A 15,073-nucleotide genomic window follows, 5' to 3' on the forward strand; every position below is an offset into this window, starting at 1 on the left:
GCGTGGATGAACTGTTAGAACGCTGGTGCGAAAGCCGCCCCTGGGGGCGGGTGCTGTTGTGGTGTCTGGGGAGCTTTCTGGCAGGGCTGGCCGCGTGGGGCGCCTTGCTCAGGCCGGTAGACAGGTTATGCGCTGAGCGACAGCGCCTGCTGATGGAGAGCGTCAGGGCTAACGAAGCGTTATGGCCAGCCGTCAGAAAGCTGCCGTTTCGTTCAGAAACGGCAGAAGCACGGGTGCTCATGCCCTTTTCCCCGCTCGATTTTCAGGGCGCTGACGCGACGCTGGTTCACTGGAAGCCGCAGCAGAACGGAGGGGAACTGATGCTGGATCTGGAGTGGGAAGCACTCCCGGCGCTTTTTTCCCGGCTGGCGCAGCGGGATGTGCAGATCGCCGCCTTCGCGATTGCGCCACAAGATAAAGCGTTGCGCCTGCGCCTGGAGCTGGAACATGCGAAATAGCGCGCGATATCTGCTGGTTTGTTCAGCGCTGCTATTGACCGGCATGCGCGACCCTTTTCGCCCGCCGGACGATCCTTGTGCCATCCGCGAGCTGGCCCAGTGGCGCTATCGCGGCATGGTGGCAGGACAGCAGGCTACCGGCATTTTACAGGATGGACAAAAGCGCTGGCACCGGCTGAAAACGCATGAGCGCTTCCCGGCGGGCTGGACGATAACAGACATCAATGAAGCGGAACTGGTTGTTGACGTGGGTGATACATGTGAACCAGGAATATGGACGTGGCAACGAGAAGGAACGAAAAAGAATGAATCTACGGATAATGCTGTGGCTACTGGCGTTCAGCCATCCGCTGTGGGCCGCCGCGCCAAAACCGGTCACGCTGGTGGTGGATGACGTTCCCGTCGTCCAGGTGCTGCAAAGCCTGGTTGCACAGGAGAACCGTAATCTGGTGGTATCGCCTGATGTCGGCGGCACGATTTCGCTTAACCTGACGCGCGTTCCCTGGCGTCAGGCGCTACAGACGGTGGTGACCAGCGCAGGCCTCGTTTTACGGGAAGAGGGTGGGATTTTTTACGTGCACACCGCAGCCTGGCAGCGTGAACAGCAGGAACGCGCAGAACAGGAGCGGTCGCGCCGACAGCTCGATGCGCCGCTGGTGTCACAGGGTATCCCTTTTTCTTATGCCGACGCCGGAGAGTTGCAAAAAGCCGCGGAAAAGCTCCTGAGCCCAAAGGGGAGCTTATCTGTCGATAAACGCACCAACCGGCTGCTGATTCGGGATAACCAGACGGTAGTGGATACGCTGCAGCGCTGGGCCGTTCAGATGGATATTCCGGTCGAACAGGTCGAGCTGGCGGCGCATATTGTGACCATTAATGAAAAAAGCCTGCGCGAGCTGGGAGTGAAGTGGAGTCTCGCTGACGCTACCGACGCGGGCAAGGTTGGACAGCTCACGACGCTCGGCAGCGATCTTTCCGTGGCGAATGCCACCAGCCACGTAGGTTTTAATATCGGGCGGATCAATGGACGGCTGCTGGATCTGGAGCTCTCTGCGCTGGAGCAAAAACAGCAGGTCGATATCATCGCCAGCCCGCGGCTGCTGGCCTCGCATATGCAGCCGGCCAGCATTAAGCAGGGGAGTGAAATCCCGTATCAGGTGTCAAGCGGTGAGAGCGGGGCAACCTCCGTTGAGTTTAAAGAGGCGGTATTGGGGATGGAGGTCACGCCTGTTGTCTTGCCCGGTGGCCGCGTGCGTCTGAAGTTACACATCAGCGAAAATATGCCGGGACAGGTTCTGCAGCAGGCTGACGGCGAAACGCTGGCGATCGACAAGCAGGAGATAGAAACCCAGGTGGAGGTAAAAAGTGGAGAAACGCTGGCGTTAGGCGGAATTTTTTCGCAGAAGAACAAAACCGGCAGCGACAGCGTGCCGGGACTGGGAAAAATCCCCTGGCTTGGGCAGCTTTTTCGCCACGACGGGAGGGACAACGAACGGCGCGAGTTAGTGGTATTTATCACGCCACGCCTGGTGGGTATTCGCTGACGGGTGACGATCCCCGCAATGATTTTGCATTCAGTTTGTTGCAGATGTTTGACGTGGGGCATGAATTAGCATACAAGGAGTACCGATTTGAGTTGGACTGACGTCTTATTACCTTATGCGTCCGGCGCGGTGATTTAATCAGTTGCCAAACAAGCCGGAGTATTGAGATAATTTTTAGTCTGACTCTCGCTCTATTGCATATGAGGTTTCAGTTCATGTCCTGCTACGCTGGGTGTCTGCGAAGCGGGGATTACCATTAACGAATAGTCTTAGTAGTACCGATAAAATGGCAGAGAAACGCAATATCTTTCTGGTTGGGCCTATGGGTGCCGGCAAAAGCACTATTGGGCGTCAGTTAGCTCAACAACTCAATATGGAATTTTACGATTCTGATCAAGAGATTGAGAAACGAACCGGAGCTGATGTGGGCTGGGTTTTCGACGTAGAAGGCGAAGAAGGTTTCCGTGACCGAGAAGAAAAAGTGATCAACGAACTCACGGAAAAACAGGGCATCGTTCTGGCAACAGGCGGCGGCTCTGTGAAATCTCGCGAAACCCGCAACCGTCTCTCCGCCCGTGGCGTAGTGGTCTATCTTGAGACGACCATCGAGAAACAGCTGGCACGTACGCAGCGCGATAAAAAGCGCCCGCTGCTGCAGGTTGAAACGCCACCACGCGAAGTTCTGGAAGCGTTGGCCGATGAACGCAATCCGCTGTATGAAGAGATTGCTGATGTGACCATTCGTACTGACGACCAGAGCGCTAAAGTGGTTGCAAACCAGATTATTCATATGCTGGAAAGCAACTGATTCTGACTTTATATACAATCGCCTGCGGGTAAAAGCATTAAAGGTGGATGTCGCGTCATGGAGAGGATTACAGTTACTCTCGGGGAACGTAGTTACCCTATCACCATCGCGGCTGGTTTGTTTAACGACCCAGCTTCCTTTTTACCACTGAAAGCGGGTGATCGGGCGATGCTGGTCACCAACGAGACGCTGGCTCCGCTTTATCTCGACCGCGTACGCCACCTGCTTGAGCAGGCGGGCGTAAAAGTCGACAGTGTGATTCTCCCCGATGGCGAGCAGTATAAAAGCCTGACGGTACTGGATACCGTCTTTACCGCATTGCTGCAAAAACCGCATGGTCGCGATACAACACTGCTTGCCCTGGGCGGCGGTGTTGTGGGCGATCTGACCGGCTTTGCGGCCGCAAGCTATCAGCGTGGCGTTCGTTTTATTCAAATCCCGACCACGTTGTTGTCCCAGGTCGACTCCTCTGTCGGTGGCAAAACGGCAGTCAACCATCCGCTCGGCAAAAACATGATTGGCGCGTTCTACCAGCCCGCATCGGTGGTGGTGGATCTCGACTGTCTGAAAACCCTGCCGAAGCGCGAGATGGCTTCCGGTCTGGCGGAAGTGATCAAATACGGCATTATTCTGGATGGCGAGTTCTTTAGCTGGCTTGAAGAGAATATGGATGCGCTGTTGCGCCTGGACGAGGCTAAACTGGCATACTGCATTCGTCGTTGCTGTGAGCTGAAAGCAGAAGTTGTCGCCGCAGACGAGCGTGAAACGGGCTTACGTGCTTTACTGAATCTTGGGCATACGTTTGGTCACGCCATTGAAGCTGAAATGGGCTACGGTAACTGGCTGCACGGCGAAGCCGTCGCGGCCGGTATGGTGATGGCTGCCCGCACCTCTGAACGTCTGGGCCAGTTTAGCCCGGAAGAGACGGCACGTATCATTGCGCTGCTTGAGCGTGCAGGTTTGCCGGTGACCGGGCCGCAGGAGATGTCGGCGCAAGCGTATTTACCCCACATGATGCGCGATAAAAAAGTATTGGCAGGTGAGATGCGTCTTGTACTCCCGCTTGCAATAGGGAAGAGTGAAGTGCGCGGCGGAGTGCCGCACGATGTCGTTCTTGGCGCTATCGCTGATTGTCAGCAGGCGTAACAACTAGAAAGGTCAGGCCACTGTCGCAGGTGGTCGTTTAGCTTCAGGTGAAATGCAAAGTCGTTAGCATAAGCCTTTGAGTGGGGTGTTAAATGGATGAATTCAAACCAGAAGACGAGCTGAAACCCGATCCCAGCGATCGTCGCACTGGTCGTTCTCGTCAATCTTCAGAACGTGATAACGAGCCGCAGATCAACTTTGACGATGTTGATCTGGATGCAGACGATCGTCGTCCTTCGCGCAGCCGCAACGCGCACGAAGAGCGTGCAGAAGAGGATTATGAGTCCGAAGAAGATTCAATGGACGAACAGCCTGTAGAGCGTCGCCCGCGTAAACGTAAAAAAGCCGCTGCGCCAAAACCGGCTTCCCGCCAGTATATTATGATGGGCCTGGGCGTTCTGGTGCTTGTGCTGCTGATTGTCGGCATTGGCTCCGCGCTGAAAGCACCGTCAACGAATTCAACCGAGCAATCCGCTTCCGCTGAGAAGAGCATCAACCTGTCAGGTAACGATGCTTCCAATCAGGCGAATGGCGCACAGCCAGCACCGGGTGCGACTTCCGCAGAGCAGACCGCGGGTAACACCACAGCGCCGCAGGATGTTTCTCTGCCGCCTGTTTCTTCAACCCCTGCGCAGGGTCAGGCACCCGCCTCGCCTGAAGGCCAGCAGCGCGTAGAAGTTCAGGGAGACCTGAACAATGCGCTGACGCAGCCGCAGAACCAGCAGCAGGTTGATAACGTTGCGGTGAACTCCACGCTGCCAACTGAACCGGCAACCGTTGCCCCGATTCGCGGCGGTAACGCTCAGCCACAAACGGCTACGACTGCAACGGAAACCAAACCGCGTCAGACGCAAACTGCAACGCGTCCTGAACGTAAGCAGGCGGTGATTGAGCCTAAGCGTGAAGCCAAACCTCAGGCAGTGGTAAAAGCGCCTGAAGTGAAATCCGTTCCGGCGCAGCCGAAACACACTGAAACGGCTGCGGTGAGCGAACCTGCTAAAGCGCCCGTCACGCAGACTGCGCCGAAAGCAACGGCGACCACTACAGCACCGGCTGCTACCGCGGCGCCTGCTGCGACGGCAACCGCAACCGCCTCCAGCAGTGCAGAAGGTAAAACGGCCGGTAACGTCGGCTCGCTGAAATCTGCGCCATCCAGCAACTACACGCTGCAGCTGAGCAGTTCGTCTAACTATGACAACCTCAACAGCTGGGCGAAGAAATCAAATCTGAAAAACTACGTTGTTTATCAGACGACCCGTAACGGTCAACCGTGGTATGTGCTGGTAAGCGGTGTTTATTCGTCTAAAGATGAAGCAAAACGTGCCGTCGCGGCGCTGCCAGCTGACGTTCAGGCGAAAAACCCGTGGGCGAAACCGATTCATCAGGTTCAGGCCGATCTGAAGTAATGTTTAAAGCGCAGGATGCTGTCGGAGCTTTCTCCACAGCCGGAGAAGGTGTAATCAGTTAGTCAGCATGAAAAAAAATCGCGCTTTTCTGAAATGGGCAGGGGGGAAATACCCCCTGCTCGATGATATTAAAAAGCACCTGCCTGAGGGCGAGTGTCTTATCGAACCTTTCGTGGGTGCAGGATCGGTGTTCCTCAACACCGATTTTTCTCGTTATATCCTGGCGGATATCAACAGCGACCTTATCAGCCTCTATAACATCGTTAAGCTGCGTACCGACGAGTATGTCGCCGAGGCGCGCGAACTGTTCACGCCCGAGACCAATAACCCGGACGTTTACTACCAGTTCCGCACGGAGTTTAACCAGAGTCAGGATCCGTTCCGCCGCGCGCTGCTGTTCCTCTATCTCAACCGGCATGGTTACAACGGCCTGTGCCGGTATAATCTGCGTGGGGAATTTAACGTGCCTTTTGGCCGCTATAAGCGCCCGTATTTCCCACAGGACGAGCTGTATCACTTTGCCGAAAAAGCACAGCGCGCAGAGTTTCATTGCCTCTCCTACGAAGAGTGTATGGAACTGGCAGGCGTAAACTCGGTGGTTTACTGCGACCCGCCTTACGCCCCCTTGTCGGCGACGGCGAATTTCACCGCTTATCACACCAACAGCTTCAGCCCTGCCGAACAGGCACGTCTGGCGGAGATGGCGGAAAAGCTGGTCAGCAAAAGAATTCCGGTGTTAATTTCGAATCACGACACGCCTGATACGCGCGAATGGTACAAAGCCGCGAAGCATTTTCAGGTCAAAGTGCGGCGTAGCATCAGCAGCAACGGCGGCACACGTAAAAAGGTGGACGAACTCCTGGCTCTTTATCGCCCCTGAGCCGTTTTGCCCGCCGGTAAACACATTTCAAGGAGAAGCGGATGAAACAGTTTTTGATTGCTCCCTCAATTCTGTCGGCCGATTTTGCCCGCCTGGGTGAAGACACGGCTAACGCACTGGCGGCTGGCGCAGATGTCGTCCATTTCGACGTGATGGATAACCACTACGTTCCTAACCTGACCATCGGTCCGATGGTGCTCAAGGCGCTGCGTAACTACGGCATTACCGCCCCGATCGACGTGCATCTGATGGTCAAGCCGGTTGATCGCATCGTGCCTGACTTCGCCGCGGCGGGTGCCAGCATCATCACTTTCCATCCGGAAGCCTCCGAACACGTGGACCGCACGCTGCAGCTGATCAAAGAGAACGGCTGTAAGGCGGGTCTGGTGTTTAACCCGGCCACGCCGCTGAGCTATCTCGACCATGTTATGGACAAGCTGGACGTGATCCTGCTGATGTCCGTTAACCCAGGCTTTGGTGGACAGTCGTTCATTCCCCACACGCTGGACAAGCTGCGTGAAGTGCGCCGTCGTATTGATGAGTCTGGCTACGATATTCGTCTGGAAGTGGACGGCGGTGTGAAAGTGAATAACATTGGTGAAATTGCGGCGGCAGGCGCGGATATGTTCGTTGCCGGTTCAGCCATTTTCGACCAACCGGATTACAAAAAAGTCATTGATGAAATGCGCCGCGAGCTGGCGAAGGTAAGTCATGGATAAATTGCAGGCAATTCGGGGTGTGGCGTTCGACCTCGACGGCACGCTGGTCGACAGCGCGCCGGGCTTAACGAGCGCCGTCGACCAGGCGCTGTACGCGCTTGAACTTCCCGTTGCGGGTGAAGAGCGCGTGGTAACGTGGATTGGCAACGGCGCCGACGTTCTGATGGAGCGCGCGTTAACGTGGGCACGTCAGGAGCGCGCGTCCCAGCGCTCCGCGCAGGGTAAACCGAGCGTCGATCACGCCGACATCCCGCAGGATGAGCAGCTGCGTATTCTGCGCAAGCTGTTCGATCGTTTCTATGAAGAGACCGTCGAGGAGGGCAGTTTCCTGTTCCCGGACGTTCAGGAAACGCTGAGCGCGCTGCACGCCAAAGGCATCCCGCTGGGTCTGGTGACCAACAAGCCCACGCCGTTCGTTGCGCCTCTGCTGGAAGCGCTCGATATCGCGAAGTATTTTTCCGTAATCGTGGGCGGCGATGACGTGCAGAACAAAAAGCCGCATCCGGAACCGCTGCTGCTGGTGGCAGGAAAATTATCCTTAACGCCTGCGGAGCTGCTCTTTGTCGGCGATTCCCGCAATGATATTCTGGCTGCCCGCGCGGCAGGATGTCCTTCCGTGGGGTTAACCTATGGCTATAACTATGGTGAGTCCATCACCCTTAGTGAGCCGGACGTGGTCTTCGACCACTTCAGAGATTTGTTGCCCGCACTCGGGCTTTCGCACAGTGAACATCAGGAATTGAATCATGACTAAGCCCATCGTTTTTAGTGGCGCACAGCCTTCAGGTGAATTGACCATTGGTAACTACATGGGTGCGTTACGTCAGTGGGTCAGCATGCAGGATGACTACCATTGCATTTACTGCATCGTCGATCTCCACGCGATTACCGCGCGTCAGGATCCTGAGAAGCTGCGCAAAGCCACTCTCGACACGCTGGCGCTGTACCTGGCCTGCGGCATCGATCCCGAGAAGAGCACCATCTTCGTTCAGTCTCACGTGCCGGAGCACGCGCAGCTGGGCTGGGCGCTGAACTGCTACACCTATTTCGGCGAGCTGAGCCGCATGACCCAGTTCAAAGATAAATCCGCGCGCTACTCTGAAAACATCAACGCCGGTCTGTTTGACTATCCGGTGCTGATGGCGGCAGACATTCTGCTGTACCAGACCAACCAGGTTCCTGTCGGCGAAGACCAGAAACAGCATCTGGAGCTGAGCCGCGATATCGCCCAGCGCTTTAACGCGCTTTACGGCGAGGTGTTTAAAGTGCCTGAGCCGTTTATTCCGAAATCGGGCGCACGCGTGATGTCGCTGCTGGAGCCGACCAAGAAGATGTCCAAGTCTGACGATAACCGCAACAACGTTATCGGCCTGCTGGAAGATCCGAAATCGGTGGTTAAAAAGCTCAAGCGCGCGGTCACCGACTCCGACGAGCCACCGGTTGTGCGCTACGACGTGCAGAACAAAGCGGGCGTCTCCAACCTGCTGGATATCCTCTCCGGCGTGACCGGCCAGAGCATTCCTGAGCTGGAACAGCACTTCGAAGGCAAGATGTACGGCCACCTGAAAGGTGAAGTGGCAGACGCCGTTTCCGGCATGCTGACCGAGCTGCAGGAGCGTTATCACCGCTACCGTAACGACGAAGCTTTCCTGCAGAAGGTGATGAGAGACGGCGCGGAAAAAGCCAGCGCGCGCGCGTCCGAAACCCTGAAAGCGGTATACGAAGCGATTGGGTTTGTCGCGAAACCTTGAGTCAGCTTGCCGGGTGGCGGCTCCGCCTTACCCGGCCTACGGGACCGTGTAGGTCGGGTAAGCGTCAGCGCCACCCGACAATAAACCGCACCGCACAAACAAAAAAACCGGGAAACCCCGGTTTTTTTACGCCTGAAAAACGCTTACTGCTGCGCCGCCGGGCCGCAACCGCCGATGATCTTCGAAATGGAGATCGCCGGGTGCAGCAGGTAATCGTAGCTGCAGTTATTTTTGGTGTTCTGTACGTGACCGGTGCAGGCCGTCAGAGTGGATAACAGGCCAACCAGAACGGCGGCTTTTGCCAGTTTGAACATACGCATTCCTTGTCTTAAAAACGAAAATTGGATGTAACTCAAGGGAATAAAGGGAAAAGTTCCACTTCGGGGCGGTATGTTATCGGTAGCTGTTATAGGGGAGTAGTCCGCTTAAGGACTACTCAAAGAAGGGGGAATATGTGTTAGTGGCTGGAGAACCAGTTCAGCTTCTCGCGCAGTTCAACCACGCGACCTACCACGATCAGCGCCGGGCTTTCTACCTGCTGCGCCAGTTCGCCTAACTGCGTCAGCACGCCATCCACCACGCGCTGCGTAATGGCGGTACCGTTTTCAATCAGCGCGACGGGCATATCTGCCTCCATGCCGTGCTCCAGCAGCTTCGCCTGAATGGTAGCGGCCTGATTCAGCCCCATATAGAACACCAGCGTCTGCTTTTCGGCGGCCAGGTTATGCCAGTCCAGCTCGCAGCCGGTTTTGAGGTGACCCGTTACCAGACGAACGCTCTGGGCGTAATCCCGGTGGGTCAGCGGAATGCCAGAGTAGGCTGAGCAACCGGACGCCGCCGTAATGCCCGGCACCACGGAGAACGGAATACCTGCGCTGCACAGGGTTTCCAGCTCCTCGCCGCCGCGACCAAAGATAAACGGATCGCCACCCTTGAGGCGCACCACGCGCTTGCCTTTCTGCGCCTCGCGCAGCAGGATCTGGTTAATCTCCTCCTGCGGCACGCAGTGGTAGCCCGCTCGTTTTCCAACGAACACGCGGTCGGCGTCGCGACGTACCAGGTTCATAATGTCATCGGAGACCAGACGATCGTAAACCACGATATCCGCCTGCTGGATCTGCTGTAGCCCTTTCAGCGTCAGCAAACCCGCATCGCCGGGACCTGCGCCGACCAGCACCACTTCACCGCGATGGTCCAGCGGTTCGCTCAGCAGCTGCTCAGTGGTCTCTTCAACGGCTTTGGTGTCCTGGTTCGCCAGCGACTGCGCCAGCCTGTCGTTCACGAAGAATTTTTCCCAGAAGCGGCGGCGTTCTCCCACGGTCGCGAAGGTTTGCTTCACGCGTGAACGGAGCTGCCCGGCGTAATGGGCGATCTGACCGAGATGCTGGGGCAACAGGGCTTCCAGTTTTTCCCGCAGCAGCCGGGCGAGAACCGGCGAGCGACCGCCGGACGATACTGCAATCATCAGCGGCGAACGGTCGATAATCGACGGCATGATAAAGCTGGCCTCTTTCGGCGCATCCACCACGTTGCAGAAGATGCGGCGCGCTTCGCAGGCATCGCTCACGCGCTGGTTCACCGCATCGTCATCCGTCGCGGCAATGGTCAGCCAGCAGGCATCCAGCAGGGATTCGTCAAACTCTCTCTGAACCAGCGTGAGCATCCCTTGCTGAGCCCAGACCTCAAACTGTGGGGCAAAGTCGAGGGCGTTGACGGTCAGTCGGGCCCCCGCGTCCAGCAGCAGGCGCGCTTTGCGTTCAGCGACATCGCCGCCGCCCACGAGCAGGCAATCGCGGTTGCGTAATTGACAGAAAATCGGCAGGTGGTCCACGACGTTACCTCACAGCATTCATGGCGGGGAAAATTGACGTCAGGATAACAGCAGGGATCGTACAGAACATACGAATTTCCTGCCGCTATCCCTAAAAGGGCGGAGGTTAGCCTTTCAGCTGCACCATGCCGTCCTTCACGCGAGCGTCGTAGTGCTTCACCGAGCGGCTCTCATCTTCCATGCAATACCCGTCGCTCAAGCGGAAACGCTGCTTTTTCAACGGGCTGGCGACCCACAGTTCACCCTGATGCTCGGCAATCAGGCCGCGGGAAAGCACGCTGGCCTCGAAGAACGGGTCGATATTGCTGATGGCAAAAACCTGTTCATCGTGACGAGGGCGGAAAATCGCGACCTGCTCGTTACCCAGCAGCGCACACACGCCGGTGGCGGGCAGAATGTCGTTAATCTCGCAGATGTTTATCCACTGGCTCATGCGTTTTCCTCCACCAGCGTCACCGGAATACGTTCATACGGCGTCGCCGGACGATGCTGTTCACGCTCCGGCACAACCTGCACGTTCGGGTCGCGCTGGGTGCTGTTGATAAAGTGTTTGAAGCGCGTCTGCGCCGCCGGGGTGTTGACGGTTTCCGTCCACTCGCAGATCACCGCTTCGCGCAGGCGGGCCATTTCTGCTTCCAGATGCTCGTTCAGGCCCAGCTTGTCGTCGACGATCACCGCTTTGAGGTAGTCGATGCCGCCTTCCAGGTTATCGAGCCAGGAGGCGGTACGGGTCAGCTTATCGGCGGTGCGGATGTAGAACATCATGAAGCGGTCGAGATACTGAATCAGCGTGTCGCGATCGAGGTCGGCCGCCAGCAGGTCCGCATGGCGCGGCTTCATCCCGCCGTTACCGCAGACGTACAGGTTCCAGCCTTTCTCGGTGGCGATAATCCCCACGTCTTTACCCTGCGCTTCGGCACATTCACGGGTACAGCCCGAGACGCCGAACTTCATTTTGTGCGGGGTACGGATGCCTTTGTAGCGGTTTTCCAGCTCCACGCCGAAGCCCACGCTGTCGCCGACGCCGTAGCGGCACCAGGTGCTGCCCACGCAGGTTTTTGCCATCCGCAGCGCCTTGGCGTACGCGTGGCCGGTTTCGAATCCTGCTTCAATCAGCTGGCGCCAGATTTCCGGCAGGTCGTTTTTTTGCGCGCCAAACAGGCCGATGCGCTGGGAACCGGTGATTTTGGTGTACAGGTTGAATTCGCGCGCGATGCGGCCCACGGCTACCAGCCCTTCCGGCGTGATTTCGCCCCCGGCCGAGCGTGGAATCACGGAGTAAGTGCCGTCTTTCTGAATGTTCGCGAGGAAATTGTCGTTGGTGTCCTGCAGCGGCGTATGCTCGGGCTTGAGCACGTACTCATTCCAGCAGGAGGCCAGCAGGGAGCCGACGGTCGGTTTGCACACTTCACAGCCGTAGCCCTGGCCGTGCTTCGCCAGCAGCTCGTCAAAGGACTTGATGCCTTCCACGCGGATCAGGTGGTACAGCTCCTGACGAGAGTAAGCAAAGTGCTCGCACAGGTTGTTGTTCACTTCGATGCCCTGTTTCGCCAGCTCGGCGTTCAGCACCTGGGTCACTAGCGGAATACAGCCGCCGCAGCCGGTACCGGCTTTGGTTTCCGCCTTCAGCGCCGCCACGGTGTGGCAGCCTTTATTGATGGCGGAGATGAGCATGCCTTTGGTGACGTCGAAGCAGGAGCAAATCTGGGCGCTGTCCGGCAGTTTATCCACGCCGATGGACGGTTTGCCGCTGGAGGCGTGCGCCGGGAGGATCAGCGCGTCCGGGTTTTCCGGCAGCTCGATGGCGTTCAGCACCAGCTGGAGCAGGTTGCCGAAGTCGCTGGTGTCCCCCACCAGCACCGCGCCGAGCAGGGTTTTATTGTCCTCGCTGACGATAAGGCGTTTATAGACCTCTTTGCTTTCGTCGAGATAAACGTAGCTGCGGGAATTCGGGGTGCGGCCATGCGCATCGCCAATGCCGCCCACGTCCACGCCCAGCAGCTTCAGCTTGGCGCTCATGTCTGCGCCGGTGAAGGCGTTTTCGCTGCCGAGGATATGGTCCACGGCGACCTGCGCCATTTTATAGCCCGGCGCCACCAGACCGTACACGCGGTTGTTCCAGCTGGCGCATTCGCCGATGGCGTAGATATCCGGGTCGGAGGTCTGGCAGGTGTCGTTAATCATGATCCCGCCGCGCTGCGCCACGGCTAAACCGCACTGGGTCGCCAGCTTGTCGCGCGGACGAATCCCGGTGGAGAAGACGATGAAGTCCACTTCCAGCTCGCTGCCGTCGGCAAAGCGCATGGTTTTGCGCGCCTCGGTGCCTTCCTGCACGATCTCTTTGGTGTTCTTGCTGGTGTGAACCTTCACGCCCATGCTTTCGATTTTACGACGCAGCTGGTCGCCACCCATGTGGTCCAGCTGTTCGGCCATCAGCATCGGGGCAAATTCGATGACGTGGGTTTCAACGCCAAGGTTTTTCAGCGCGCCTGCCGCTTCCAGACCCAACAGACCGCCGCCGACCACCGCGCCGCGCTTGCTGCGGCGGGCGCAGGATTCGATGGCGTTAAGGTCCTCAATGGTACGGTAGACGAAGCAATCCTGCGTATCAGAGCCTTTGATCGGTGGGATCCACGGATACGAGCCCGTCGCTATGATCAGCTTGTCGTAAAAAACCGTACGCCCGGCGCTGGAGTGGATCACTTTTTCCTGGCGGTTGATGGTGATAGCGCGTTCGCCCACCAGCACGTTTACGCCGTGCTTCTCGTAGAAACCTTCGCGCACCAGAGAGAGCTCTTCGGCGGTATGATGGGAGAAGTAGGAAGAGAGGTGCACGCGATCGTACGCCTTGCGGGGTTCTTCACAGAACACGGTGATATCGAACTGCCCGGCACCGGCCTTATCGAGGAGATCCTCAATAAAGCGGTGGCCGACCATGCCGTTACCGATGATAGCGAGTCTGACTTTGCTCATTATTGCCTCGATTTCTTTTCTATTATTGCCTACCTTAACGATTCAGCCGGGGCGCTTATTGATGCAAATCAAATACGTCTTCGCCTACTCCTTAGGTGGTATGGGACTGATTTGTCAGGATTTTTATAAGTGGTGGAAATCGCAGGCTTTTCGATTCTGTTGAATTTGTGTACAAATCATGGGCGGTTTTGCAAAATCGATACGCCGGATTATCAGCGGCGTTTTTCAGGAGAAGGGTATGTCTACATCACCGTTATGGCTTGTTCAGAATGTGCGTTTACCGGGTCGGGAAGGACTGTGGCAGCTCGCCATTGAAAACGGGCGGTTTGGTGACATCACCCCGATGGACGACACCCACGCCGAAAGTTATGAAGTACTGAACGCGCGCGGTGGGCTTGCTCTCCCGCCGTTCATCGAGCCGCATATCCATCTTGATACCACCCAGACGGCGGGCGAGCCGAACTGGAACCAGTCCGGCACGCTGTTTGAAGGCATTGAGCGCTGGGCGGAACGCAAGGCGCTGCTCAGTCATGAGGATGTGAAAGCGCGCGCCTGGAAAACGCTGAAGTGGCAAATTGCCAACGGCATCCAGTTTGTTCGCACCCACGTGGATGTCTCCGACCCGACGCTCACTGCCCTGAAGGCGATGCTGGAGGTGAAGCAGGAGGTGGCTCCGTGGGTGACGCTGCAAATCGTCGCGTTCCCGCAGGAGGGGATCCTCTCTTACCCGAACGGCGCAGCGCTGCTGGAAGAGGCATTAAAGCTGGGGGCCGACGTGGTGGGGGCGATCCCACACTTCGAGTTCACCCGCGAGTACGGCGTGCAGTCGCTGCACATCGCCTTCGAGCTGGCGAAGAAGTATGACCGTCCGCTGGATATTCATTGCGATGAAATCGACGACGAGCAGTCGCGGTTTGTCGAGACGGTGGCCACGCTGGCGTACGAGGCAGGCATCGGCCCGCGCGTGACGGCCAGCCATACTACCGCCATGCACTCCTACAACGGCGCGTATACCTCGCGACTCTTCCGTCTGCTGAAGATGTCGGGGATAAACTTCGTCGCTAACCCGCTGGTCAATATCCACCTGCAGGGGCGCTTTGACGACTATCCGAAGCGCCGCGGCGTCACCCGGGTGAAAGAGCTGCAGGACGCGGGCATTAACGTCTGTTTTGGCCATGACGACGTCTTCGACCCGTGGTACCCGCTCGGCACCGGCAACATGCTGCAGGTGCTGCACATGGGGCTACACGTGTGTCAGATGATGGGCTATCCGCAAATCGACAGCGGCCTGAATCTCATCACCCACAACAGCGCGCGCACCTTCGGCCTGAGCGATTACGGTATTGAAACGGGTAATCCGGCGAACCTGATTATTCTGCCTGCGGAAAGCGGGTTTGAAGCGGTGCGCTGTCAGGTGCCGGTGCGCTGGTCGATTCGTCAGGGCAGGGTGATTGCCACGACGCAGCTGGCGCAGACGTGGATCCAGACGGACGTCGGGGGGGAAGAGGTCAGCTTTGCCAGAAACAGCCCCTCTGCCGAGCGCAAAGGGGCGTAGGG

General features: G+C 57.4%; 15 protein-coding genes. 11 read left to right on the top strand and 4 right to left on the bottom strand.

Features of this window, described 5'->3' with window-relative positions; translation table 11 throughout:
* Positions 1 to 2: 2 nt before the first annotated feature.
* From ACMWKK_RS14165 to trpS, 10 genes are all read left to right on the top strand, one after another.
* Entirely contained in the window at positions 3 to 458 is a 456-nt protein-coding gene (locus tag ACMWKK_RS14165) for a HofO (RefSeq protein WP_112779968.1), read from the top strand.
* Entirely contained in the window at positions 448 to 852 is a 405-nt protein-coding gene (locus ACMWKK_RS14170; protein WP_112779969.1) for a HofP DNA utilization family protein, read from the top strand. The genes ACMWKK_RS14165 and ACMWKK_RS14170 overlap by 11 nt, the downstream gene beginning before the upstream one ends.
* Positions 779 to 2,002: a DNA uptake porin HofQ gene (hofQ, locus tag ACMWKK_RS14175; protein ID WP_236653061.1), complete on the top strand. Its 1,224-nt coding sequence runs from the start codon at positions 779 to 781 to the stop codon at positions 2,000 to 2,002. Before ACMWKK_RS14170 ends, hofQ begins: the two co-directional genes overlap by 74 nt.
* 286 nt (positions 2,003 to 2,288) lie before the next feature.
* Positions 2,289 to 2,810 (top strand): shikimate kinase AroK, encoded by a 522-nt coding sequence (aroK, locus tag ACMWKK_RS14180; protein ID WP_003861630.1) that lies wholly within the window; start codon positions 2,289 to 2,291, stop codon positions 2,808 to 2,810.
* Between the two features lie 57 nt (positions 2,811 to 2,867).
* Positions 2,868 to 3,956: a 3-dehydroquinate synthase gene (gene aroB / locus ACMWKK_RS14185; protein WP_112779971.1), complete on the top strand. Its 1,089-nt coding sequence runs from the start codon at positions 2,868 to 2,870 to the stop codon at positions 3,954 to 3,956.
* Positions 3,957 to 4,048: 92 nt separating this feature from the next.
* A complete protein-coding gene (gene damX, locus ACMWKK_RS14190; RefSeq protein ID WP_112779972.1) occupies positions 4,049 to 5,362 on the top strand; it encodes a cell division protein DamX in 1,314 nt (437 codons plus the stop codon).
* Positions 5,363 to 5,429: 67 nt separating this feature from the next.
* Positions 5,430 to 6,242: an adenine-specific DNA-methyltransferase gene (gene dam, locus ACMWKK_RS14195; RefSeq protein WP_112779973.1), complete on the top strand. Its 813-nt coding sequence runs from the start codon at positions 5,430 to 5,432 to the stop codon at positions 6,240 to 6,242.
* Between the two features lie 41 nt (positions 6,243 to 6,283).
* A complete protein-coding gene (gene rpe / locus ACMWKK_RS14200; RefSeq protein ID WP_032644564.1) occupies positions 6,284 to 6,961 on the top strand; it encodes a ribulose-phosphate 3-epimerase in 678 nt (225 codons plus the stop codon).
* A complete protein-coding gene (gene gph / locus ACMWKK_RS14205) occupies positions 6,954 to 7,715 on the top strand; it encodes a phosphoglycolate phosphatase (protein WP_112779974.1) in 762 nt (253 codons plus the stop codon). The genes rpe and gph overlap by 8 nt, the downstream gene beginning before the upstream one ends.
* Positions 7,708 to 8,712, top strand: a complete 1,005-nt coding sequence (trpS, locus tag ACMWKK_RS14210; protein WP_045330479.1) for a tryptophan--tRNA ligase — start codon at positions 7,708 to 7,710, stop codon at positions 8,710 to 8,712. Before gph ends, trpS begins: the two co-directional genes overlap by 8 nt.
* Positions 8,713 to 8,855: 143 nt before the next feature.
* Here trpS and ACMWKK_RS14215 read toward each other — a convergent pair whose 3' ends face one another.
* The 4 genes from ACMWKK_RS14215 to nirB form a co-directional block, all read right to left on the bottom strand.
* On the bottom strand, positions 8,856 to 9,026 hold the full coding sequence (locus ACMWKK_RS14215; protein ID WP_008503029.1) for a YhfL family protein: 171 nt from the start codon (positions 9,024 to 9,026) through the stop codon (positions 8,856 to 8,858).
* A 143-nt stretch (positions 9,027 to 9,169) separates the two neighbouring features.
* Positions 9,170 to 10,543 carry a siroheme synthase CysG gene (cysG, locus tag ACMWKK_RS14220; protein WP_112779975.1) on the bottom strand — a complete coding sequence of 458 codons (1,374 nt, stop codon included), beginning with the start codon at positions 10,541 to 10,543 and terminating at the stop codon, positions 9,170 to 9,172.
* A gap of 106 nt (positions 10,544 to 10,649) precedes the next feature.
* Positions 10,650 to 10,976, bottom strand: coding sequence for a nitrite reductase small subunit NirD (nirD, locus tag ACMWKK_RS14225; protein WP_112779976.1), 327 nt, complete (start codon positions 10,974 to 10,976; stop codon positions 10,650 to 10,652).
* On the bottom strand, positions 10,973 to 13,516 hold the full coding sequence (gene nirB, locus ACMWKK_RS14230; RefSeq protein WP_406542820.1) for a nitrite reductase large subunit NirB: 2,544 nt from the start codon (positions 13,514 to 13,516) through the stop codon (positions 10,973 to 10,975). The genes nirD and nirB overlap by 4 nt, the downstream gene beginning before the upstream one ends.
* Before the next feature lie 238 nt (positions 13,517 to 13,754).
* On the opposite strand from nirB, the gene ACMWKK_RS14235 reads away from it, so the two are divergent.
* Positions 13,755 to 15,071 (top strand): cytosine deaminase, encoded by a 1,317-nt coding sequence (locus ACMWKK_RS14235; RefSeq protein WP_112779993.1) that lies wholly within the window; start codon positions 13,755 to 13,757, stop codon positions 15,069 to 15,071.
* Positions 15,072 to 15,073: the final 2 nt, after the last annotated feature.

Origin of the sequence: Enterobacter sp. 01-M-03-SI-ECC (assembly GCF_047530215.1) — a bacterium.
GTDB lineage: Bacteria > Pseudomonadota > Gammaproteobacteria > Enterobacterales > Enterobacteriaceae > Enterobacter > Enterobacter chengduensis.

Coding starts and splice junctions, on each gene's coding strand:
- ACMWKK_RS14170 (WP_112779969.1), top strand. CDS start 448: ATGCGAAATAGCGCGCGATATCTGCTGGTTTGTTCAGCGCTGCTATTG.
- hofQ (WP_236653061.1), top strand. CDS start 779: ATGCTGTGGCTACTGGCGTTCAGCCATCCGCTGTGGGCCGCCGCGCCA.
- aroK (WP_003861630.1), top strand. CDS start 2,289: ATGGCAGAGAAACGCAATATCTTTCTGGTTGGGCCTATGGGTGCCGGC.
- aroB (WP_112779971.1), top strand. CDS start 2,868: ATGGAGAGGATTACAGTTACTCTCGGGGAACGTAGTTACCCTATCACC.
- damX (WP_112779972.1), top strand. CDS start 4,049: ATGGATGAATTCAAACCAGAAGACGAGCTGAAACCCGATCCCAGCGAT.
- dam (WP_112779973.1), top strand. CDS start 5,430: ATGAAAAAAAATCGCGCTTTTCTGAAATGGGCAGGGGGGAAATACCCC.
- rpe (WP_032644564.1), top strand. CDS start 6,284: ATGAAACAGTTTTTGATTGCTCCCTCAATTCTGTCGGCCGATTTTGCC.
- gph (WP_112779974.1), top strand. CDS start 6,954: ATGGATAAATTGCAGGCAATTCGGGGTGTGGCGTTCGACCTCGACGGC.
- trpS (WP_045330479.1), top strand. CDS start 7,708: ATGACTAAGCCCATCGTTTTTAGTGGCGCACAGCCTTCAGGTGAATTG.
- ACMWKK_RS14215 (WP_008503029.1), bottom strand. CDS start 9,026: ATGTTCAAACTGGCAAAAGCCGCCGTTCTGGTTGGCCTGTTATCCACT.
- nirD (WP_112779976.1), bottom strand. CDS start 10,976: ATGAGCCAGTGGATAAACATCTGCGAGATTAACGACATTCTGCCCGCC.
- nirB (WP_406542820.1), bottom strand. CDS start 13,516: ATGAGCAAAGTCAGACTCGCTATCATCGGTAACGGCATGGTCGGCCAC.
- ACMWKK_RS14235 (WP_112779993.1), top strand. CDS start 13,755: ATGTCTACATCACCGTTATGGCTTGTTCAGAATGTGCGTTTACCGGGT.